This is a genomic window from Curtobacterium sp. 24E2 (assembly GCF_016925595.1).
GTDB lineage: Bacteria > Actinomycetota > Actinomycetes > Actinomycetales > Microbacteriaceae > Curtobacterium.
In genome coordinates this window covers 168,195-189,402 of sequence record NZ_CP068987.1, presented here as the reverse complement: position 1 = coordinate 189,402, position 21,208 = coordinate 168,195, and the positions used below count along the sequence as shown (strand labels likewise).

General features: G+C 71.8%; 21 protein-coding genes, 3 pseudogenes and 1 riboswitch. Of the genes and pseudogenes, 9 read left to right on the top strand and 15 right to left on the bottom strand.

The window, feature by feature from the left end:
* Positions 1-6 precede the first annotated feature (6 nt).
* Positions 7-1,085: pseudogene (locus tag JN350_RS00940) on the bottom strand (MalY/PatB family protein).
* A 153-nt stretch (positions 1,086-1,238) separates the two neighbouring features.
* Entirely contained in the window at positions 1,239-1,811 is a 573-nt protein-coding gene (locus tag JN350_RS00935; protein ID WP_205463268.1) for a TetR/AcrR family transcriptional regulator, read from the bottom strand.
* A gap of 77 nt (positions 1,812-1,888) precedes the next feature.
* Here JN350_RS00935 and JN350_RS00930 point away from each other — a divergent pair, with 77 nt between their 5' ends.
* Positions 1,889-2,704 (top strand): SDR family NAD(P)-dependent oxidoreductase, encoded by an 816-nt coding sequence (locus JN350_RS00930; RefSeq protein ID WP_205463267.1) that lies wholly within the window; start codon positions 1,889-1,891, stop codon positions 2,702-2,704.
* Positions 2,705-2,792: 88 nt separating this feature from the next.
* On the opposite strand, the gene JN350_RS00925 is transcribed toward JN350_RS00930, so the two are convergent.
* Positions 2,793-3,683: an alpha/beta hydrolase family protein gene (locus tag JN350_RS00925; protein ID WP_205463266.1), complete on the bottom strand. Its 891-nt coding sequence runs from the start codon at positions 3,681-3,683 to the stop codon at positions 2,793-2,795.
* 127 nt (positions 3,684-3,810) lie between these two features.
* Here JN350_RS00925 and JN350_RS00920 point away from each other — a divergent pair, with 127 nt between their 5' ends.
* Entirely contained in the window at positions 3,811-6,267 is a 2,457-nt protein-coding gene (locus JN350_RS00920) for a GH92 family glycosyl hydrolase (protein ID WP_240347460.1), read from the top strand.
* A gap of 42 nt (positions 6,268-6,309) precedes the next feature.
* On the opposite strand, the gene JN350_RS00915 is transcribed toward JN350_RS00920, so the two are convergent.
* Positions 6,310-6,951, bottom strand: coding sequence for a DUF3592 domain-containing protein (locus JN350_RS00915; RefSeq protein ID WP_205463265.1), 642 nt, complete (start codon positions 6,949-6,951; stop codon positions 6,310-6,312).
* 206 nt (positions 6,952-7,157) lie between these two features.
* Between JN350_RS00915 and JN350_RS00910 the strand changes: the two genes are divergently transcribed.
* Together JN350_RS00910 and JN350_RS00905 are read left to right on the top strand one after the other, a co-directional pair.
* Positions 7,158-7,448, top strand: a complete 291-nt coding sequence (locus JN350_RS00910; RefSeq protein WP_205463264.1) for a hypothetical protein — start codon at positions 7,158-7,160, stop codon at positions 7,446-7,448.
* A 22-nt stretch (positions 7,449-7,470) separates the two neighbouring features.
* A complete protein-coding gene (locus tag JN350_RS00905; RefSeq protein ID WP_205463263.1) occupies positions 7,471-7,677 on the top strand; it encodes a hypothetical protein in 207 nt (68 codons plus the stop codon).
* Between the two features lie 96 nt (positions 7,678-7,773).
* Here JN350_RS00905 and nagA read toward each other — a convergent pair whose 3' ends face one another.
* The 6 genes from nagA to JN350_RS00875 all read right to left on the bottom strand — a co-directional run bounded on the left by nagA (position 7,774) and on the right by JN350_RS00875 (position 12,671).
* Positions 7,774-8,940, bottom strand: a complete 1,167-nt coding sequence (gene nagA / locus JN350_RS00900; protein ID WP_205463262.1) for an N-acetylglucosamine-6-phosphate deacetylase — start codon at positions 8,938-8,940, stop codon at positions 7,774-7,776.
* The gene (locus JN350_RS00895; RefSeq protein WP_205463261.1) at positions 8,937-9,344 is read right to left on the bottom strand and encodes a YrdB family protein; all 408 of its coding nucleotides are present in this window, start codon (positions 9,342-9,344) and stop codon (positions 8,937-8,939) included. The genes nagA and JN350_RS00895 overlap by 4 nt, the downstream gene beginning before the upstream one ends.
* An 8-nt stretch (positions 9,345-9,352) precedes the next feature.
* Positions 9,353-10,258 carry a formyltetrahydrofolate deformylase gene (gene purU / locus JN350_RS00890; protein WP_461964338.1) on the bottom strand — a complete coding sequence of 302 codons (906 nt, stop codon included), beginning with the start codon at positions 10,256-10,258 and terminating at the stop codon, positions 9,353-9,355.
* A 39-nt stretch (positions 10,259-10,297) separates the two neighbouring features.
* Positions 10,298-11,632, bottom strand: a complete 1,335-nt coding sequence (locus tag JN350_RS00885) for an MFS transporter (protein WP_205463259.1) — start codon at positions 11,630-11,632, stop codon at positions 10,298-10,300.
* A 91-nt stretch (positions 11,633-11,723) separates the two neighbouring features.
* Entirely contained in the window at positions 11,724-12,158 is a 435-nt protein-coding gene (locus JN350_RS00880; protein ID WP_205463258.1) for a MarR family winged helix-turn-helix transcriptional regulator, read from the bottom strand.
* 54 nt (positions 12,159-12,212) lie between these two features.
* Positions 12,213-12,671, bottom strand: a complete 459-nt coding sequence (locus JN350_RS00875; protein WP_205463257.1) for a MarR family winged helix-turn-helix transcriptional regulator — start codon at positions 12,669-12,671, stop codon at positions 12,213-12,215.
* A gap of 61 nt (positions 12,672-12,732) precedes the next feature.
* Between JN350_RS00875 and JN350_RS00870 the strand changes: the two genes are divergently transcribed.
* Positions 12,733-13,605: an NAD(P)H-binding protein gene (locus JN350_RS00870; RefSeq protein WP_205463256.1), complete on the top strand. Its 873-nt coding sequence runs from the start codon at positions 12,733-12,735 to the stop codon at positions 13,603-13,605.
* 7 nt (positions 13,606-13,612) lie between these two features.
* On the opposite strand, the gene JN350_RS00865 is transcribed toward JN350_RS00870, so the two are convergent.
* From JN350_RS00865 to clpS, 3 genes and pseudogenes are all read right to left on the bottom strand, one after another.
* The gene (locus JN350_RS00865) at positions 13,613-14,539 is read right to left on the bottom strand and encodes a GNAT family N-acetyltransferase (protein WP_205463255.1); all 927 of its coding nucleotides are present in this window, start codon (positions 14,537-14,539) and stop codon (positions 13,613-13,615) included.
* A pseudogene (locus JN350_RS20415) lies at positions 14,536-14,969 on the bottom strand (DUF2017 family protein). Before JN350_RS20415 ends, JN350_RS00865 begins: the two are co-directional and overlap by 4 nt.
* Before the next feature lie 38 nt (positions 14,970-15,007).
* Positions 15,008-15,313, bottom strand: a complete 306-nt coding sequence (gene clpS, locus JN350_RS00850; protein ID WP_205463252.1) for an ATP-dependent Clp protease adapter ClpS — start codon at positions 15,311-15,313, stop codon at positions 15,008-15,010.
* 37 nt (positions 15,314-15,350) lie between these two features.
* Positions 15,351-15,436, top strand: a riboswitch (ZMP/ZTP riboswitch).
* 54 nt (positions 15,437-15,490) lie between these two features.
* Between clpS and glyA the strand changes: the two genes are divergently transcribed.
* From glyA to JN350_RS00835, 3 genes are all read left to right on the top strand, one after another.
* Positions 15,491-16,795, top strand: a complete 1,305-nt coding sequence (gene glyA / locus JN350_RS00845) for a serine hydroxymethyltransferase (protein WP_404559717.1) — start codon at positions 15,491-15,493, stop codon at positions 16,793-16,795.
* Positions 16,792-17,727, top strand: a complete 936-nt coding sequence (locus JN350_RS00840) for a bifunctional 5,10-methylenetetrahydrofolate dehydrogenase/5,10-methenyltetrahydrofolate cyclohydrolase (protein WP_461963415.1) — start codon at positions 16,792-16,794, stop codon at positions 17,725-17,727. The genes glyA and JN350_RS00840 overlap by 4 nt, the downstream gene beginning before the upstream one ends.
* Before the next feature lie 311 nt (positions 17,728-18,038).
* Positions 18,039-18,542: a hypothetical protein gene (locus JN350_RS00835; protein WP_205463251.1), complete on the top strand. Its 504-nt coding sequence runs from the start codon at positions 18,039-18,041 to the stop codon at positions 18,540-18,542.
* Positions 18,543-18,665: 123 nt separating this feature from the next.
* Here the strand turns inward: JN350_RS00835 and galK are convergent, their stop codons facing one another.
* Positions 18,666-19,802 carry a galactokinase gene (gene galK, locus JN350_RS00830; RefSeq protein ID WP_205463250.1) on the bottom strand — a complete coding sequence of 379 codons (1,137 nt, stop codon included), beginning with the start codon at positions 19,800-19,802 and terminating at the stop codon, positions 18,666-18,668.
* Positions 19,799-20,896 carry a galactose-1-phosphate uridylyltransferase gene (gene galT / locus JN350_RS00825; RefSeq protein WP_205463249.1) on the bottom strand — a complete coding sequence of 366 codons (1,098 nt, stop codon included), beginning with the start codon at positions 20,894-20,896 and terminating at the stop codon, positions 19,799-19,801. The genes galK and galT overlap by 4 nt, the downstream gene beginning before the upstream one ends.
* A 157-nt stretch (positions 20,897-21,053) precedes the next feature.
* On the opposite strand from galT, the pseudogene JN350_RS18770 reads away from it, so the two are divergent.
* Positions 21,054-21,101: pseudogene (locus tag JN350_RS18770) on the top strand (hypothetical protein); the annotation flags it as partial.
* Positions 21,102-21,208 lie beyond the last annotated feature (107 nt).

The following is a 21,208-nucleotide window of genomic DNA, read 5'->3' as shown; positions in this document are numbered from 1 at the left end:
CGACGATCAGCCGTCTGCGCGCTGCCGGAACGCGGTGTGCAGGCGGCTGAGCCCGTCGTCCAGGGTCTCCGCCGAGCACCCGAAGTTCAGCCGCGCGAACCCCTGACCCTGGCGTCCGAACGCCGGGCCGGAGGCGAGTGCCACCTTCGCCTCGTCGACCAACAGTGCCGCGGGGTCGTCGCCCCACGGCAGGGCGCGCAGGTCCAGCCACGCCAGGTAGGACGCCTGCGGCTGCCGGTACTCCGCGCCGGGCAGGACGTCACCGATCCGCTCAGCCAGGGTGCGGCGGTTCGCGGCCAGTTCGGTGAGCAGTGACGCGAGCCACGGCCCTCCTTCGCTGAACGCGGCGACGCTCGCGGTGTACCCGAGGATCCCGGTGCGCTCGACGACCTCGGTCGGCAGGGCGTCGAACCAGGCACGGGCCCGCTCCGAGGCGCCGACGATCAGCGCGCACTTCGTGCCCGCGAGGTTCCAGGCCTTGCTCGCGCTCGTCAACGAGACCCCGATCGCGGCGGCCTCGGCGCAGGACTCCAGGAACGGCGTGAAGACCGCGTCGGCGTGCACGAGCGGCGCGTGGATCTCGTCCGAGACGACCACGGCGTCCCACTCGGCGGCGAGCTTCGCGAGTGCGACCAGCGACGCACGGTCGTGCACCAGGCCGAGGGGTTGTGCGGGTTGCAGAGCAGCACGGTGCGGGCCCCGTCGGCGAACGCCTGCGCGAGGCCGTCCAGGTCCATCCGCCAGCCTGCCGTGGTGTCGAACGGGTCCGCAGGGCCGTCGGGTGCGAGCAACGGGACCTCGGTCACGGTGCCGCCGGCTTCGGACACGTACTCCCAGAACGGTGGGTACACGGGCGGCATGATGACGACCTGGTCGCCGGGCTCGATGATCCGGCGGAGCATCTCGACCGCGGCGACCGACACGTCGGTGGTGGTGCGGACGAGGTCGGGGTCGACGCGCCAGGCCCACCGGCTCTCGGCGAAGTCCGCGAACGCCTCGGGCAGCGCACGACCGTGGCCGACGTACCCGGTGTCACCGTTGGTGACCGCGGCGACGAGGGCGTCGCGCACCGGTTCCGCGAGCATCGAGTCCATCTCGGCGACGAACATCGGCAGGACGTCCGGCGGGTACGCCGTGTACTTCTCGCTCGTACGGCTGCGGTGCGCATCGAACACGGAGACCATGACGCTCATGCGCCCATCCTGACAGTGCGCGCCGGTTCGTGGCAGTGCCGGTCCTCAGGCCGGACGGAGCCCGGCGAGCAGGATCTCGACGTAGCGCTCCGGATCGCTGACCCGGGTGCCGCCGGCGACGGCCGCCTCGCGCAGCCCGCACAGCAGTCGGCGGAGGTCGTCGGCGTCGACGTCCGTCCGGACGATCCCCTCGGTGCGTCCCCGCGCGAGCAGCGCGTCGACGGACACGACCAGGTCGCCGGCGAGGGCTGCGGTGTCCGCACAGGAGAACCCGCCGTTCGTCAGCAGGTCACCGAGAGCTGCGTCGTCCACCATGCTCCGGAACGCGGCCGTGACGACCCCGCGCAGCGCATCGGCTGCGTCCGGCAGCACGACGGCGTCGCGGACCTGGTCGAGCATGTCCTCGAGCGCATCGATCGCGAGCGCTTCGAGCAGGTGCTGCTGGCTCGGGAAGTGCCGGTAGGCGGTCCCGACCCCCACTCCGGCCTCGTGCGCGACGGCGTTGAGCAGGGCCGGTTCGCCCCGGTCGACGAAGGTGCGTGCGACGTCGAGCAACGCCGTCCGGTTGCGCTGGGCATCGGAGCGCAGCGCCTCGGGTCGGGCCATCGTGATCGCCATGTGGACACTCTATCCGGTTGTGCTAGCGTTCCGGATGAATCATCCGATTTGGCACGGTGAGCGAGTAGGAGACGACGATGGACAGCTTCGAGTGGGAACCGGCAGCGATGCCCGACCAGCACGGCAGGACCGTGGTGGTCACCGGCGCGACCGGTGGGCTCGGCCTCGTCGTCGCCACGACCCTCGCGTCGGCCGGCGCCCGCGTCGTCGCCGGCGTGCGTGACCTCGACAAGGCGGCTCGCGTCCTCCCCGTGGGCCTCGACCTGGAGGCGCGGCTCGTCGACACCGCGTCCGTCGCGTCCGTCACGGCGTTCGCCCGGCAGCTCGCCGAGGACGGCATCGTCGTGGACGCCCTCGTCAACAACGCCGGTGCGACGATCGGCACGTTCGGGCGTACCGACGAGGGCATCGAGCGCACCTGGGCGACGAACGTCGTCGGGCCGGCCGTGCTCGCCGAGGCGATGCTCCCGCTGCTCGGCGGGCCGTCGCCCCGCATCGTGCTCGTCGGCTCGAACCTGTCGCAGCGCACCCGCCGCGTGCCCGGTCCCGGCGGGGTCGACGGTCCGGACGACTACTCGCAGTTCGGTGTGTACACCGACTCGAAGACCGCGGCCGCTGCACTGAGCGTCGACCTCGGTGAACGACTCCGTGCTGCCGGTTCGGACATCCGGTCGGTGATCGCGCACCCCGGCATCGCGGCGACGGGGATGAACGACCAGGCGGAGACCCTGACGCAGCGCCTCGGCGGCATGGTCGCACGCAGCCTGGCCCGGACCGCCACGGACGGCGCTCGTTCGACACTCTGGGCAGCCACCGCCCCGGACGTCACCGAGGGGTGTTCGTCGGACCAGCTCTCCGTCGTGGCGACCGGCGGCTGCACGTCGTGCCGGTGAAGGGCCCGGCGTCGGACCCGGCGTTCCGAGCTCGGGTCCGGGCGTTCGTGGACCAGGTCGCGGTGCACGCCGGAGCCTGATCATCAGTTCACGTGGACAGGAGGTGCCGGACTGCCGCTTGCGCGATGCGCGGCGGCATCGCGTGGCCGCCGTCGAACAACTCGGTCTTCGCGACGCCTGGACGGAACGCGTCGAGGACGCGCTGCACGCCGGCGAGGGGGAACAGTCCGTCGTCCCGTCCCGCCGTGACGAGCACCGGTTGACGGACGGCAGACGCGACCAGGGGGACGTCGCCGGCGGCGGTCAGCCCCGGGACGAACCACGCTGGGTTGTGGTGGATCCGAGCGGCCTCGAACGAGGCCAGCGTCCCGAGCCCGCAGCTCACCACGCCCCGCGTGAACCGGGCGTCCACGGCGAGTGCGAACAGTGCCACCTGGCCGCCGAGGGAGTGCCCGATGACGCCGAATTCGGTGTCTGCGGCGCTCGTCTCGATCATCCAGGACGTCACCGTGGCGATGTCGTGCGAGTGCTTCGCCTGCAAGCTGCTGCCGTTCGCCACACGGAAGAGCGCGTCGAGACGTTCGTCGGCCGCCGGGTCGTCCGTCCAGTCCCGTCGGCGTTCCTCGAAGCCGATCAGATCGGGGATGACCACGCGTGCCCCGCCGCGAGCGAGCATCACGCCGTACGCGAGGCTCGGGTCCCCGACTCGTCCGGCGGCCTCGCTCTTCCCGGAGGTGAAGTCGCCCGCGTGCTGGTGGACGGCGATGACGTCTGTTCCGCTGCCGTGGTCCGGTGTCAGGACAAAGCACGGGATGGTGTCGCCGTCGGCGGTGTCCAGCTCGATGCGTGCCCACTGGACCGACCCGTCGCGACCGAGCGGTTCCAGACGGACTGCGACCGGACGGAGTTCGTCAGGGGACGGCAGCCCGAGCAGTTCTCGTACACGTCCTCGGGCCGGTTCGTCGGTCGTCGACACCATGCCCGGACGCTACCAGCGGCGATGGGACCTGCCGGTGAGTCCCGGACACGTCGACTGTGGTGAACAGCGGGAGGCCGCTCGGTGACGGATCGCGCGTCCCCCGTCCGAGGGGGCTAGCGTCGCCGACGTGAACCGTTCCCGCGTGCACCGTCGCCCGCTCGTCCGTCCGCTCCCGCTCGCCGCGGCGGCCACGATCGCCGCACTGCTGGGGACGGGGATCGTCGCCGCTCCGGCCGTCGCCTCGCCCTCGGGACAGGCAGTGCGGGCGGGCCGCACGGTCTCCGATCCCGCCCGGTACGTCGACCCGTTCATCGGCACGAGCGGCGACGGCAACACCTGGCCGGGCGCGACCGCGCCGTTCGGCATGCTCCAGTGGAGCCCCACGGGCACCGCGGGTGACCAGACCTCGACCCCGGTCGCGAACGGCTACTCGTACGACGTGGACCGGTTGCGCGGCTTCAGCCTGACGCACCTGAACGGCGCGGGCTGCGCACCGGGAGCCGCGGGCGACGTCCCGATCATGCCGGTCACGACCCCGATCACGACGTCGCCGTCGGCCGACTCCACCGACGCGGTCTACGCCGCCGGCTACTCGCACGACGACGAGTCCGCGAGCCCCGGTCGGTACAGCGTCGCCCTCGACAACGGCGTCCGCACGGACCTCGCCGTCACCACCCGCGCGGGCGTCGGCGAGTTCGCGTTCCCCGCCGGGAAGGCAGCGAACCTGCTCTTCCGCACCTCGAACTCGATCAACGGCAGCGAGGCCGCGACCACCCGCGTCGACGCGCGCACCCGCACCGTCAGCGGCAGCGTCCTGACCGGCGGCTTCTGCAGCCGCCGGGCGAACGGCGGCGGGGCCACCAACCCCGACCGGCGCAGCTACTACCGCCTCTTCTTCACGGCCACCTTCGACAAGGCCTTCACGAGCACCGGCACCTGGCAGGACGGCACGGTCCGACCGGGAGGCACGTCCTCATCCGGTGGGGAGGGCTACCTGACCGGCGCCGACCGTGCCGGACGCGGCTCCGGCGCGTGGGTCGGGTTCGACGCGCGTCGCGGTGCGACGGTGCACGCGAAGATCGGCATCTCGTACGTGAGCGCCGCAGGAGCGATCGCGAACCGCGACGGCGAGGTGACCCAGCGCTCCACCGTCGCCAGCGTGGCGGCCGGCACACGGGCCTCCTGGAACCGCGAACTGTCGCGTCTGCGCGTCGGAGGCGGCACCGCGGACCGGACCACCCAGCTGTACACGTCCGTGTACCACGCGCTCATGCAGCCGAACACGTTGAACGACCGCGACGGCCGCTACCTGGGGCCGGACCAGCGGGTGCACCGCATGGACCGAGGGCACCGCGCCGTCTACGGCACGTACTCCGGGTGGGACCAGTACCGGGCGCAGATCCAACTGCTCGCACTGCTGCGGCCGGACGTCGCCGGGGACATGGCGCAGTCGATGCTGCGGTTCGCCCAGCAGAACGGCGGGGTGTGGGATCGCTGGCTCCACCTCGGGGCGCCGACGCACGTGATGACGGGTGACCCCTCGGCCGCGACCCTCGCCACCTGGTACGCGATGGGGGTCCGGAACTTCGACGTGCGAGCCGCCTACGCCTCGCTGGAGCACCAGGCGACCGTCGAGAACGCCGACGCCGAGAGCGACATCGGGTGCCCGGGCCAGTGCCTGGCGCAACGCCCGGCGCTCGACGAGTACCTGCAGCGCCAGTACGCCGCGAACGACGACTGCTCGTGCTGGGGCGGTGCTGCCGAGACGCTCGAGGACTCGATCTCCGACAGTGCGCTCGGCTACTGGGCGGGTTCCCTCGGGCTGCGCTCCGACGCCCGGGTGTTCGCGGAGCGCGGGACCTCCTGGAAGAACACGTTCAACGCGGCCGTCGGCTACCAGGCCGCTCGCCAGGCGGATGGATCGTGGACGCCCGACTGGTCGCCCTCGACCGGCACCGGGTTCGCGCAGGGGACGAGCGCGCAGTACACGTGGCTCGTGCCGCAGGACGTGCAGGGGCTGTCGGCCGCGCTGGGTGGGGACGACGCGGCGGTCGCGCGACTCGACGCGTTCTTCCACGACAGCACCGGCGCGTTCGCGGTGACCGGCGGCGACGCCACGAAGTTCGACCCGACCAACGAACCCGACATCCACACGCCGTGGATGTACAACGCGCTCGGCAAGCCGTGGAAGACGCAGGAGACCGTGCGCCGGGTCGTCGACGACGCCTACACGACCGGGCCGCGCGGCCTGCCGGGCAACGACGACCTGGGCACGATGAGCGCCTGGTACGTGTTCGCGTCGATCGGGTTGTTCCCGCAGACGCCGGGGCGGGCGGAGATGCTCATCGGGAGCCCCACGTTCAGCACGGTCGACATCCGGCGGTCGAGCGGGGAGCGGATCGTCGTGCGGTCCTCCGGCACGGCGCCGTACGTGCACGATGCGCGGTTGAACGGGCGAACCCTCGAGAAGTCGTGGGTGCCGGCGTCCTTCGTGACGCGCGGTGGGACGCTGTCGCTCCGGGTCGGGGACACCGCGGACACGACGTGGGCGACCGGGCAGCAAGGGCGCCCGATCGACCGCTGAGTCGGGCCGGACACATCGGGGTCTCGCCCTCTGGCGGTGCGGTCAGCGGCTGGGTCTGCGCCGCGCGGTGCCGAGCGGCCGCGCCATCTCCGCGCGCCGACGCTTCCGTCGCGCGCGGCGCAGGTCGACCGGCAGGCCGACGGCCACGAGGGCGAGGCCGACCGCTCCGACCGTGCTCGCGCTCCGCACCTGTCGCTCCAGGGCGGCGCGAGCATCAGCTCCTGCAAGCGCGACCGTCCAGTGGTGGTCGGGATCGTAGAGCACCTCGATGCGGCGCCCACGCTCGTAGACATCGGGATCACGCGTGGAGTACCGGCGCAGCGAAGCCGTGAACACGTCGCCGTCGACGGTCTGCTCGGTCACCGGCCAGTACTCGTCCCAGGAGCCGCCCCGGTATCCGCTGTGGTGCTCGTGCCTGACTTCGACGACGACCGCTTGCGCCGTTCGGCCGCGCTGCTGGAGGTCGGTGTTCTGCCGGAGCGAGGACACGTCGCCGGGCAGATGGAACACCGTCAGCAGGATGGCGAGGCCGCCGATGATCGTGAACCAGCGCGCCCAGGTGTCGCGTGCGTACGTCCGGAGGCCTCGCCAGAACCGGGCCCACGTCAGTGGCTTGCGAGGGCGACGCTTCCGCGGTCGTCGTCTGCGCTGGTCCGGCTGTGCCTTCGTGCTTCCCCCTGCCACGGGAGCCAGGGTACGGCGCTTGCGAGCACTCAAATGCGGTCAGTATTTGCAATTCATACATTGCCGTTGACGCACTGTGCCGTACGGTTCTACGCTGCGAGAGAGCCCGGTCGGTCAGCTGAACCAGCGAGGACACAGCGATCGGACGTGCTTCTCGAGGCGCCGGTCCGGGCGCCAGTCATCGTCTCCGGAAGGAACCGCAAATCATGACTGCTCTCAAGACCGGTCTCGCCGTCGTGCGTGCCGCGATCAGCGCCGCAGTCGTCATCCTGCTCAGCGCCATGGTCGTCACCACGCTCGCGGTCAGCACCGGCGGATCCGTCGCCGTCCCGGGCATGGTGGAGGCAACCGCGGGCTCGGGCGCCGATCTCGCCACGACGCAGCTGCACCCGGGCGCACCGATCTGGCTCATCGGCATCACGCTCGTCCTGACCACCGCGATCCTGTTGCTGCAGCGTCGACGGAACAGCCAGCACGCAGAGCCTTCCGGGGCGTGATCTGCGACAGAGGGGGACCACGATGACCGAACTCGCCGACTGGGAGACCGAGGGCGCCAAGGCCCGACCAGCGTCGCCGGCCGACCGCGACCGGGTACCAGCACCGGCCGCGCTCCGCGCCATGACCTGGATCGGCGTGCTGCTGCTCGTCGCGGCGGTCTTCGTGTTCGTCGGGGCGTCGTACATCGGCGTCCGCGAGGACGAAACCGAGGCGCACGCCCTCGCCTGACTCGTGATCGTCGTCGTCATCGGGTGCGCCGTCGCCGTGGTCGGCGCGGTCGCCCTGCTGCTCCGGCTCGTCGTGGGAGCACTCGTCCGGCGCTGATCAGCGCAGCTCGCGCCCGCCGCCCCACACCCGCTGCACCTCGAGCGCCGGTGACAGCGCCACGAGGTCGGCCGCGTAGCCCGGCGCGAGCCGTCCCAGTCGGTCGCCGAGCCCCAGCGCCCCGGCCGGCACGCTCGTCAGCGCCGCGACGGCCTCGGGCAGCGTCCGTCCGGCGAGCGAGACCGCGTTCCGCAACGCCACGTCCTGCGTCAACGTCGACCCCGCGATGGTGTCGGTCCCGGCGACGTGCGCGACGCCGTCCGTCACGGTGACGTCGAGCGATCCCAGTCGGTACGAGCCGTCGGCAGCGCCCGCGGCGCCCATGGCGTCGGTGATGAGTGCCACCCGGCCCGGGGCAGCGCGGAGCAGGGTGTCCGCGACGACCGGGTGCACGTGCACGGCGTCGAGGATGAGCTCGAGCGTCACACGGTCGTCGGCCACCGCGGCACCGATCGGCCCCGGCCCGCGGTGGTGCAGCCCTGGCATCGCGTTGAACGCGTGGGTCAGCAGCGTCGCACCGGCGTCGAACGCGGCACGGGCCTGGACGTAGGTGCCGACGGTGTGGCCGACGGCGACGGTGACCCCGGCGGCGACGAACCGGCGGACGGCGTCGAGCGCGCCCGGCAGTTCCGGCGCGATGGTGACCTGGCGGATGACGCCCTCGCCGGCCTCGAGCAGTGCGTCGACCGCTGCGGGTGACGGGTCGATGAGGAACGACTCGTTGTGGGCGCCCTTGTTGTGCGGGGACAGGAACGGCCCCTCCAGGTGCACGCCGAGCACGAGCGGGTCGGTCGCCATCACGGAACGGATCCGCGCGAGCGAGTCCGCGAGGGTGGGGACCGGGTTCGCGACGAGGGACAGGACCGACCGGGTCGTGCCGTGCGCCCGGTGCACGGCCAGCGACTCGGCGAAGGAGTCGTCCTCGTAGGACTCGGTCGCACCGCCGTGCCCGTGCAGGTCGGTGAACCCGGGCGTCAGGACGGCGTCGCCCAGGTCGACGACCTGGTCCGCCGCTGGGGCTTCGGGGCCGGAGCCGACCGCGTGCACCACGGCACCGGCGAGCAGGACCCAGCCGTCCGCCGTGGACCCGGCCGCGTCGACGACGCGGGATGCGCGCACCAGGGTGCGCCGGGCCTCCCGGCCGGCCTGGAGGCCCGTGGCGGTCATGCGGTCTCCCTGCGGAACGCGATCACGCCGCTCAGGGCGGCGATCACGATGAAGACGAAGCCCACGACCGGGTGGCCGATGGAGATCCAGGTCGCGCCCGCGGCGATGACCAACGCGACCTCGACGATCGTCTTGCCGACGATGTCGGTCTCGATCGGCGACGCCGGCGAGCGGAAGAAGTACCAGACGACGGCCGCGAACAGTGGGGCGCCGACCATGAACACGTACCCGGGCAGGGGGAGCTGCCACGACCAGTAGCCCCAGAACGCCAGGGAGAGCAGACCGAACGTGCAGACCAGGACGCGGAGCACGCGCCAGGCATCGAACGGCCGTCGCTGCTTGCCGGCGGGGGATGGGCCTGGGACTGCTTCCCAGTCGACGGGGGACTGCGGGGCGTTCGTCATGGTGCTGCCTACTTGAAGATGATGGTGCGGGCGCCGTCGAGCAGGACGCGGTCCTCGGCGATCCAGCGCACCGCCTGGGTGAGGGTGCGGGACTCTTCGTCCTGGCCGATGGAGACCAGCTCGGCGGGGTCCTTCGTGTGGTCGACACGGACGACGTTCTGCTCGATGATCGGGCCCTCGTCGAGGTCGCTCGTGACGAAGTGGGCCGTCGCGCCGATGAGCTTCACGCCCCGGGCGTGCGCCTGGCGGTAGGGGTTCGCGCCCTTGAAGCCGGGCAGGAACGAGTGGTGGATGTTGACCGCACGCCCCTCGAGCGCCGCGCAGAGCTCCGGCGACAGGATCTGCATGTAGCGGGCGAGCACGACGAGTTCGATGTCGTGCTCCTCGACCGCCTCGAGGACACGGCGCTCCATGGCCGCCTTGCTGTCCGCGTCGGTGACGGGCCGGTGCTCGAACGGCACCGAGTAGAACGACGCGAGCTCGGACAGGTCCGGGTGGTTGGACAGCACGAGGGGGACCTCGATCGGCAGCTGCCCGCCGCGCTGCCGGTAGAGCAGGTCGTTGAGGCAGTGGCCGGCCTTCGACACGAGGACGAGGGTGCGCAGCGGGCGACCGACGACGTCGAGCTGGACGCGGGCGTCGTAGCGGGCGGCGACGGGGGCGAGGGCCGCCTCGAAGGTCGCGCGGTCCACCGGCGCCATGACCTGCAGGCGCATGAAGAACGTGTTCGTGTCGACGCTCGAGAACTGCTGCGACTCGGTGATGTTGCCGTTGGCGGCGACGACCGCTCCGGAGACGGCGTGCACGATCCCGGGCTGGTCGTCGCAGACGAGCGTCAGGGTCCAGTGCGTGGGGGTCGGGTCGGTCACCGGATCAGGGTACCGGGCGCGGCGAGCGTGGTGCTTCGTGAGCAGAAGAGGTCGAGTGCCGTCACCCGACCCGACCATTCCTGCTCACGAAGCGGGCGTGGTGGCGGAGCGGAGGCGGCGATCGGCCAGGGTCAGGACCGTCAGGAGCACCGCGACGCCGAGGATCACCCACGCCAGCACGTGCAGGTCCGGGGTGGTCGGGGCCTGGCCGAACACTCCACCGATGAGCGACGAGGCCCCGATCGCCCCGATGTACACCGCCGTGCGGGACAGCCCAGCCGCGGTGCCGATGTACGACGCGGGCACGAGCCGGTACAGCGCCGCCTGGTTCGACACCGACGCCAGGGCCTGCGGGACGCCGAACAGTGCCGGCGCCAGGGCGAGCAGCACGACCGGCGACCCGGTGTGCAGGAAGAGCAGGAGTGCTCCGCCGACGATCGGCACGACGGCCGCGACGATCAGGGGTCCGCGCACGGCGGTCTTCCGGGCGACGACGAACGACGCGACGCCGGCCACGATCGCGGCGGGCAGCTGGATGTACCCGGCGACGTCGCTCGAGTACCCGGCGACGTCCTGCACCCACTGCGAGAACCCGTAGGTCATCGTGTACGCGAGCAGGTAGGTCAGGAACAGCCGCATGTAGGTGCGGGACAGCGCGCCGTTCTGCGCGAGCATCCGGACGTCCACGAACGGCCGGACCGCCCGCAGCTCCCAGAGCACCAGACCGACGAGCAGCACGATCGCCACCGCGAGCAGCCACCACAGCCCGGCGGACAGGTCGAGCAGGAACACGAGCAGCGCGGAGACGGTGCCCGTCATGAGCAGCATGCCGAACGGGTCGAGCGCCTGCAGGACGGGCAGGTCCTCGTCGTCACGGGGACGGAGACGGTCGGACGGCAGCCACATCGACGCCACGACGATGCCGAACGCCGCCAGGGGCACGTTCACCAGGAAGATCGCGTGCCAGCCGAACGCGGCGATCAGCGCGCCGCCGAGCGGAGGCCCGGCCGCCGCCGACACGAGCGAGGTGATCGACAGTGCCCCGAGCACGAGCGGCGGGGTCGGCTTCCCGATCCGTGCCGAGTGCTGTCGCAGGGTGGTGAGTGCCGCCGGGTACGCGGACGAGGTCCCGATGCCGATGAGCACGCGGGCGAACACCGCGCCGCCGAAGCCGGTCAGGAACTCGGGCACCACCCCGGCGACGCCGACGATCACGAGCCCGGTCAGGAACACCTTCTTCGGGCCGAAGCGGTCGGCGAGCTTGCCCATCGTCGGCTGCGCGATCGCACTCGCCAGGTACAGGGCGGCGACGAGCCAGATCGCCTGCGCCGCGCCGATCCCCAGGTCGCGGGAGATCGGCGTGAGCGCGACGGACACCATCGTGGTGTTGATCGGGTTGAGCAGCGGCCCGACGAGCACCGGGATGAGGAGCTTCGGGCCGAAGCCGCTGGTGGTGTCATCGATCGTGGGCTGGGGGCGGTGGTGGACGTGGTGTGGCTTCTCTCTCGGTTCAGGGGTCGACGATCGGCCCGAGCACCGCCATCGCGCGTGCGACGACGCGGCGGTCCGCCTCGGACAGCGTGGTCAGTCGATCGGCGAGCTCACGGTTCCGGGTGGCCCAGGTGGCCTGTCGTGCTGCGGCACCGGCGTCGGTCGCGCTGATGATCGACCGGCGCCCGTCGGTCGGGTCCGCCTGGCGCTCGGCGAGGCCGAGGTCGACGAGGGCCTGCACGGTCGCGCCCATCGACTGCGGCCGGACGCCCTCGGCGCGCGCGAGGTCGGCCACGGTGGCGGGGCCGTACCGCAGCAACCGGCCGAGGGCGGCGGTCTGTGACGCGGTGACCTCGTCGGCCTTCGAGGCGAGCAGCGACCGTCGGAGTCGGCCGTGCATCGTGAGGACGGCGTCGGCGAGGTCGGTCGCGTCGGTCTCGGGTGCGTCGGTCACGCTCGGACGCTACGCCTCAACAGGATGACTTGCAAGTTGTCCTTCTGGTGTGGGTCACGGGACAGCTGCGCTGTCGTCACTCAGGTCCTCCGGCCCGAGCAGTGGGTGCAGTGCCTCGTTGACCTGGTCGCCGAGGCTGCCGAACCACGCGTTGCTCGCGGACACCACGGGATGGGCGCGCGCCAGCAGCGCGTCACCTTCCGGCGTCAGGTGCATCCGGGAGGCCCGTCCCCGGCCCGGCGCGGCGCCCCGCTCGACGAGTCCCCGCGTCGACAATCCGCCGACGAGCGTCGTCATGCTCTGCGGCCGCACGCCGACGGCGCGAGCGAGGTCGGCCTGGCTGAGCTCGCCCGCGGCGGCGAGCTGGATGAGCACCCCGAACTCGACGGGCGTGAGTCCGAGTGGTGCCAGGTCGACCGCCAGTCTCCGTGAGAGCGTCCGGGCCGCGCGGATCACGGTCCACGCCACGATCCCGTCGACGTCGGCGCGTGGAGCTGCGGGTTCCTGGGGCACGAGCCGATCGTACCGGCGTAGGGTCGGGTATCAGAAAGCTGATACTGACGGAGGAGTGCGCATGAGCGAGATCGTGGCGGTGACCGGGGCGACCGGAGACGTCGGTGGCAAGACGGTGGACGAACTCCGGCGGATGGGCGTTCCGGTGCGCGCGATCGTCCGCCGACCGGAGCAGGTCACGGCGCTCCGTGCCCGGGGGATCGACGCGCGCCGCGCCGACCTCGACGACGTGGCCACCCTGACCGCCGCGCTCGACGGGGTCGACCGGTTCTTCCTCGTCACCCCGGTCAGCCCGCAGCAGGCCGAGCAGGGCGCAGTCGGGGTCCGAGCGGCGCAACGAGCTGGCGTGCGCCGCATCGTGCACCTGTCCGGCGGGGACGCTGCCGAGCAATCGCCGATGCCGTGGGCCAGCGCTGCCTGGCACACCGACCGCTCGGTACGCGACAGTGGTCTGGCGTGGACGATCCTGCACCCGTCGTCGTTCATGACGAACGTGATCCCGTCGGCGCCCGCGATCCGTCGCGGGTGGTTCCCGCACACAACGGGCCGCGGCGTGATCGGCTGGATCGACACCGAGGACATCGCCCGGTCGGCTGCGCGTGTGCTGATGAGCGACGGCCACGACGGTACCGAGCCCGTACTCACCGGCCCGGACCTGCTCGACGCTCGCGGGGTCGCCGCCGCGCTCGCCGCCGGGCTCGGGCGTCCGGTGCGGGCACTCCACCTGCCGAGCCGGGTGTACGCCGGCGTGCTGCGACTGAGCGGCGTGCCGGCGTGGCAGGCCGAGGGACTCCGGCAGCAGTTCGGCCGGGTGGTGCGACACGGCCTCGACGGCGTGGACGTGATGAGCGACGACGTGCTGCGGATCACGGGTGCAGCGCCCCGTGGCCTGGCCGACTGGGCTCGGGCGCACCGCGACGACCTGCTCGGGTGACGCAGGCTCAGCGCTCGAACACGATGCGGCGCTTCGCCACCACGAAGCCGGCCCGTTCGAACGCCCGGCGCATCGGGGTGTTCGCCGCGTCCGTCGTGCCGACCACCTTCGGCTCCCCGGCCTCGGCGTGCACGCGCAGCCCCTCGGCGAGCAGCCCGTCGACCACACCGCGCCCACGGTGCTGCGGCAGCACGCCGATGAAGCTGATCGCCGCGTCGTACGCCGTCCGCGTCGCCAGGACGAACCCGACCACCAACCCGTCGGCGTCGAGCGCCACCCGCCAGCCGGCGCGCGACCCCGGCAGTGAGCGGTAGAACTCGAGGTCGTCGGCGGCGGCGCCCCGCCGGCCGAGTTCGTCCACCGACGCAACGGTGTGGGCGTCGAGGCTCCCGACCGCGACGCGGGCGAACAGGTCCCCGAACTCGTCGTCGCCACCGGACCGGAAGCGCAGCGAGGACGGCGCCGGCAGCTCGCGATCCGGCGTCCACGCCACACTCACCCGCTCCGTCGACCGTCCGAGCCCCGCCGAGCGGGCGGCCGCCGTGCGCCACGACACCGCGGCGACGGCCTCGGGATCGTCGTGCCAGTCCACCGCGACGTCGACGATCCACTCCGGTCGCGGCCCGAACGCAGCGGTCCCCGCCGTGATCAGCCCGGCAGCGATCGCCACCCGCTCGTCCTCGGTCACCTCCGGAGCCACCAGCAGGTCGTCGAGGGTCGACGGCACCGCGGCGTCCGCCGCGCCCCACCAGAGCGCTCGTGCCACCGGGCGTCCGTCGCGCACGGCCAGCCACGACCACCCCGGGCGGTAGTTGTCCGTGCCGGACTCGGCACGGTACCGGTCCGGACCGATCCACGCGACCGGTTCCGACGTCGAGAACGCGAGCAGGGCCTCCCGGTCGTCCTCGGTGGTCGCGCGGAAGGCGACCGTCACCGCGGGTCGGTCATCGTCGTGATCAGGTGCTCCTGCACGTAGCCGAGCCAGTCGTAGACGTCGCGCAGGCCGACGCCCGCGTCGGCCTCGACGGAACGCTCGTCGTCGTCGGCGTCGACGATCCCGAGGCGGTCGGCGATCGTCAGCCGAAGGTCGGTCAGGGTGCGGAGCCAGGCCTGCTCGTCCTCGGGGTCGAGGGCGCCGTCGCGGCCCCCGTCAGCCACTCGTGCACGGTCGTCGCGTTCGTGGTCTTCTGCGCCAGCAGGTCCGACTGCGTGTACTTCCGGAACTCCGCGCTGGCGTCGTCGTCGTCCGGGTAGGCGTCCGGGAACATCCGTGCCGCCACCGGGTCCGCCGTCAGGTCGCCGTCGAGCACCTGGCGCAGCTGCTCGGTCAGGGACGTGAGCAACCCGCGCTCGCCGGAGGACATGCCGAGGTGGACGCCGTCGGCCCGGCGGACGAAGGGGATCACGCTTCGGGGGCCTTGTCGACGGTCGCCTGCAGGCCGTAGCCGTGCATCGACTGGACGTGGGCCTCCATCGCCTCGCGCGGACCCGTCGCCACGATGGCCCGACCCTCGGTGTCGACCTGGTGCATGAGTCGCTCCGCCTTCTCGCGTCCGAAGCCGAAGTGCTGCTGGAAGACGTAGGTGACGTACGACATCAGGTTCACCGGGTCGTCCCACACGACGGTGACCCACGGGGTGTCCGCGCGCGCACTGGTGCGTTCGTCCGGGGTGGTCCGTTCGTCCACGTCGGGCGAGGTCAGCGTCATGCATCCAGGGTGACACAGGGCGGGCGGCTCGGTACGATCGTCACGTCGCGACTGGCGTTGGATGGGTCACCATCGGGGAGCGACACCTGACACGGTGCGCGGCCGTACGCCTGGGCTGCACCGACCGATCGTCCGTGCGCGACCTCACCGGTCGTCGCCAACCCACGTAGGAGAACCGTGTCCATCACCGATCTGCCCGCCGTCGACGGCTCCGTCGACACCGACCGCGCAGCCTTCAACGCCCCGCTCACCGAGGTCGACCCCGAGATCGCCGCCGTCCTGCAGCAGGAGCTCGGCCGTCAGCGCGACACCCTCGAGATGATCGCGTCCGAGAACTTCGTGCCGCGTGCCGTGCTCGAGTCCCAGGGCTCCGTCCTCACCAACAAGTACGCCGAGGGCTACCCGGGCAAGCGCTACTACGGCGGCTGCGAGTACGTCGACGTCGCCGAGCAGCTCGCCATCGACCGTGCCAAGGCGCTCTTCGGTGCCGAGTACGCCAACGTGCAGCCGCACTCGGGTGCGACCGCGAACGCGGCCGTCCTGCACGCCATCGCGTCGGCCGGCGACACGATCCTCGGCCTCGAGCTCGCGCACGGCGGTCACCTGACCCACGGCATGAAGCTCAACTTCTCCGGCCGCATCTACAACGCCGTCGCGTACGGCGTCGACCCCGAGACGTTCGAGGTCGACTACGACGACATCCGCGCGAAGGCCATCGAGCACCAGCCGAAGGTCCTCATCGCTGGCTGGTCCGCGTACCCGCGCCAGCTCGACTTCGCGAAGTTCCGCGAGATCGCGGACGAGGTCGGCGCGAAGCTCTGGGTCGACATGGCGCACTTCGCCGGCCTCGTCGCCGCCGGTCTGCACCCGTCCCCGGTCCCGCACGCCCACGTCGTCTCGTCGACCGTGCACAAGACCCTCGGCGGCCCCCGCTCGGGCATCATCCTGTCCAACGACGAGACGCTGTTCAAGAAGCTGAACTCCGCGGTCTTCCCGGGTCAGCAGGGTGGCCCGCTCATGCACGTGATCGCCGCCAAGGCCACCGCGTTCCTGCTCGCCGGCACCCCGGAGTTCAAGGCCCGCCAGGAGCGCACCATCCGCGGTGCCCGCTTGCTCGCGGATCGGCTCACGCAGCCGGACGCCCGCGCGGCCGGCATCGACGTCCTGACCGGTGGCACCGACGTGCACTTGGTGCTGGTCGACCTGCGCACCTCCGAGGTCGACGGCAAGCAGGCCGAAGACCTGCTGCACGAGGTCGGCATCACCGTGAACCGCAACTCCGTGCCGTTCGACCCGCGTCCGCCGATGGTCACCTCGGGTGTCCGCATCGGCACGTCGGCGCTCGCCACGCGTGGCTTCGGCGACGCCGAGTTCACCGAGGTCGCGGACATCATCGCGCTGACCCTCATGCCGAACCCGGACATCGCAGCGCTCTCGGCCCGGGTGAAGACCCTGACCGACGCGTTCCCGCTGTACGCGTGAGCGGTTCTGTGGCTGCTGCGCTCCCGCGCGAGCACTGGGCCGGTGAGGGCACTGCCGTCCGCATCGACGGCACCGCCCTCGCCGCCCGGACCCTCGACGAACTGCGCGGCCGCATCGACCGGCTGCGCGAGCACGGCATCCGTCCGGGGCTCGGCACGATCCTCGTCGGCGAGAACCCGGGTTCGCTGTCCTACGTCGCGGGCAAGCACCGCGACTCGGCGCAGATCGGGCTCGACTCGCACCGCATCGACCTGCCCGCGACGGCGTCCGCCGCGGACATCCGTGCCGCGATCCTGCAGATGAACGACGACCCCCGGGTCACGGCGTTCATCGTGCAGCTCCCGCTGCCGGAGGGCATCGACCCGACGCCGATGCTCGAGCTGATGGACCCGTCGAAGGACGCCGACGGCCTGCACCCGACGAACCTCGGTGAGCTCGTGCTCGCCGTGCCCGGTGGCGCCGGCACGATCGACGCGCCCCTGCCCTGCACCCCGCGGGGCATCGTCGCGATGCTCGAGGCGTACGACATCCCGATCCGCGGCGCGCACGTCACGATCATCGGGCAGGGCCTGACGGTCGGCAGGCCGCTCGGTCTGCTGCTCACCCGGCTCGAGGCCACCGCCACCCTGACCCACTCCCTGACGGCGGACGTCGCCGCGGAGTGCCGTCGCGCCGACATCGTCATCGCGGCAGCCGGGGTCGCCGGGCTCGTCAAGCCGGACTGGGTGCAGCCCGGCGCGGCCGTGATCGACGTGGGCATCACCCGCGTCGTGAACGACGAGACGGGCAAGGCGAAACTGCACGGGGACGTCGACCCCGCTGTCGCGTCCGTGGCTGGGTTCATGTCGCCGGTGCCCGGCGGCGTCGGGCCGATGACCCGCGCGATGCTCATGAAGAACGTGGTCGAGGCTGCGGAGCGCCACCTGAAGTAGGTGCGGCCGGCCGTGCGGCGCGCGGGCCTGCTGGCGTCCGTCCGTACTGCCGTCGGTCCGTACCGGCGTCCGTTCGTACCGGCGTCCGTTCGTACCGCCGTCGGTTCGTACCGCCGTCCGTTCGTACCGCCGTCGGTTCGTACCGCCGTCCGTTCGTACCGCCAAAGCGACAGAATCCCGCGAACAGTTCGCGGGATTCTGTCGCTTTGCCGGGGCTGTTGCGTCCAGAGACGGCCGGGAGGCGCGGCTCGCCCCCGCCCCGCGCGTTCTGGGGACGGGTGCGGAGCCGGCCCCAGTGCTACGGTCGCCGCATGGGGGAGAACGTCCAGACCACGCCCGTGATGTCGCATGCCGGTCGGAAACTGCGTCCGCGTGCGTGGGGACTCGCACTCGTCGGGATCGTCGCACTGGTGCTGTCCCCGAACCTGGTGCTCTGGAGCACGTCGTCGGGGTACGGCGGGGTCGACGCAGACGACAACTGGATCGACAACGGCGGCAAGGTCCTCGAGACCGCGCCGGTCACGGTGCAGGTCGAGGGGCACGTCGCGCCGGCCGCACTCGCACTGCTGCTGCTCGTGGTCGTCGTCGGGATCGTCCTGCCGCCGACGCTCGCGCGCTCCGGGCACCGCGCCCTCGGCGACATCGTCCGGTACTCGGCGTACCTGGCCGTCCCGGTGTGCATCGTCGTCGGCGTGCTGGTCTACACGGTGTGGCAGAGCCAGGTCGTGATGGACCAGGTGCAGCACGAGGTGCTGCACCCGCACGGCTTTCCGTGGGGCGGCGTCACCGTCACCACGGGGCACATGACGCGCTGACGCCCGAGTCTCGGCTGCGCTGCCCCGAGTCTCGCGGTAGGCGACCGTTCTCGGAGGCTGCGCCGCGAGGACCGTCGCCCAGCCCGAGTCTCGCGCGCGCCCGCCCGAGACTCGGCGCAGGGCTCAGTCGCGGCGGGCGCCCTGCGCGGCGTGCACCGTGAAGACGTTCGGCTCGCGGTAGCCGACCTCGGCGAAGGCGGCGGTGACGGCCTCGGTGATCGCACCACGCGATTCCTGGTCGACCAACGCGATCGCTGCACCGCCGAACCCGCCACCGGTCATCCGCGCACCGACGGCACCGTGCTCGACCGCGGTCGCGACGGCCAGGTCGAGCTCCGGCACGGAGATCTCGAAGTCGTCGCGCATCGACTCGTGCGACGCGACGAGCAGCGAACCGATCGCTCGCGGACCCTGTTCGCGCAGCGTCCGGACGGTGTCGAGGACGCGCTGGTCCTCGGTCACGACGTGGCGCACGCGGCGGAAGGTCTCGTCGTCGAGCAGCTCCTGCGCACGGGGCAGGTCGTCGACGCTCAGGTCACGCAGGGCCTCGACACCGAGCACCTGCGCACCCTTCTCGCACGAGGCCCGACGCGCTGCGTACCCACCGGTGGCGTGGGCGTGCTCGACCCGGGTGTCGATGACCAGGACCTCGAGACCGTTCGCCTCGAGCGCCAGGTCGACCACGGCGGTGTCGAGCGTGCGGCAGTCCAGGAACACGACGGCGTCCTGCTCGCCGAGCAGGGAGGCGGACTGGTCCATGATCCCCGTGGGCGCACCGACGGCGTGGTTCTCGGAGTACTGGCCGACGCGCGCCAGGGTCTTGCGGTCGAGGCCGAGCTCCCACAGGTCGTTGAAGGCGAGTGCGACGCCGCACTCGATCGCTGCGCTGGAGGACAGGCCCGCGCCGACGGGGACGTCGGAGTCGATGAAGATGTCGAATCCGGTCTTGTCGGACAGGTCCGCGCCGGCCTGCTCGCGGAGCGCCCAGGCGATCCCGAGGACGTACGCCGACCAGCCGGTCATGTTCGACGGGTCGAGGTCGTCGAGCGACAGCTCGAGCACGGTGCCGGCGTCGAACGCGGACGAGACGCGCAGTAGACGGTCCGGCCGCAGAGCGATCGACGCGGTGGTGCGCCGGTCGATCGCGAACGGCAGGACGTACCCGTCGTTGTAGTCGGTGTGCTCACCGATCAGGTTGACCCGGCCGGGGGCGGAGTACCGCACCGACGGCTCGTACCCGTAGACCTGCTGGAACGTCATGCTCGCTCGATTCCCTGTCGGATGAACTCGGCTGCCTTCTCGGGCACGAGGTCCCCGATCCAGGCGCCCATGGCGGCTTCACTGCCGGCCAGGAACTTCAACTTGTCCGCCGCCCGACGCGGCGACGTGATCTGCAGCATGAGCCGCACGGTGTCCCGCCCGACGTGCACCGGCGCCTGGTGCCACGCGGCGATGTACGGGGTCGGGTCGTCGTAGAGCTTGTCGATGCCCCGCGTCAGGCGCAGGTGCATGTGGGCCAGTTCGTCCTTCTCGGCTTCGGTCAGATCGGCGAAGTCGGGGACGTGGCGGTGCGGCAGCATGTGGATCTCGACGGGCCAGCGTGCGGCGAACGGCACGAACGCCGTGAAGTGCTCGCCCTGCAGCACGACCCGGTCCGAGGCCCGCTCGTTCGCCAGGTGCTGCTCGAACAGGTCCGGTCCGAAGCGCTCGATCGAGTCGAGCAGGCGCTGCGTGCGGGGCGCGATGTACGGGTACGAGTAGATCTGCCCGTGCGGGTGGTGCAGCGTGACGCCGATCGCTTCGCCGCGGTTCTCGAACGGGAAGACCTGCTGGATGCCGGGCATGGCGGAGAGCGCGGCGGTGCGGTCCGCCCAGGCCTCGACCACGGTGCGGGCACGCGACTCGGAGATCGACGCGAAGGACCCCTCGGTCGCGGGGGAGAAGCACACGACCTCGCACCGGCCGACGCTGCGCAGCTGCCGGTTCAGGCCGACGTCGCTGAGCGAGTCGAGCGATCCGGGTGCGTCATCGGCCTCGAGCGCCGGACCGAACGACGGTGACCGGTTCTCGAACACGGCGACGTCGTAGGTGCTCGGGATCTCCGACGGGTTCTGCGGTGTCTGCGGCGCGAGCGGGTCCTGGTCTGCCGGCGGCAGGAACGCACGGTTCTGCCGGCTCGCGGCGATGGAGACCCACTCGCCGGTCAGGACGTCCTGGCGCATCCGCGCGGTCTCGGGCCGAGGGTCGAGCGCACGCTCGTCGATGGCACGCTCAGCGGGCAGGGTGCTGTCCGCATCGTCGAAGTAGAACAGGTCGCGGCCGTCCGCGAGCTTCGTCACGCGCTTGGTGATCACCGGAACAGCCTAGCGCCGATCCGAAGCGTTGCGAAAGTCTTCGGAAGCAAGCGAAACTAGAGCCGTGACCGACGACGACCTCTCCTTCCTGGCTGGATCGCTACCAGCACCGCTGCGACAGGACCGCATCGTCTCCATCGTCGAGGGCGCACCCGGCATGGTCCGGACCGCCGCGCTGGCCGCGTCGCTCGGCACGAGTGAGGTGACGGTCCGGCAGGACCTCGCGGTCCTCGACCAGGAGGCCCGGATCCGCCGGGTGCACGGGGAGCGGTCCGCCTCGGGGCTGGGTCCACCGAACGCCCCTTCGAGGAG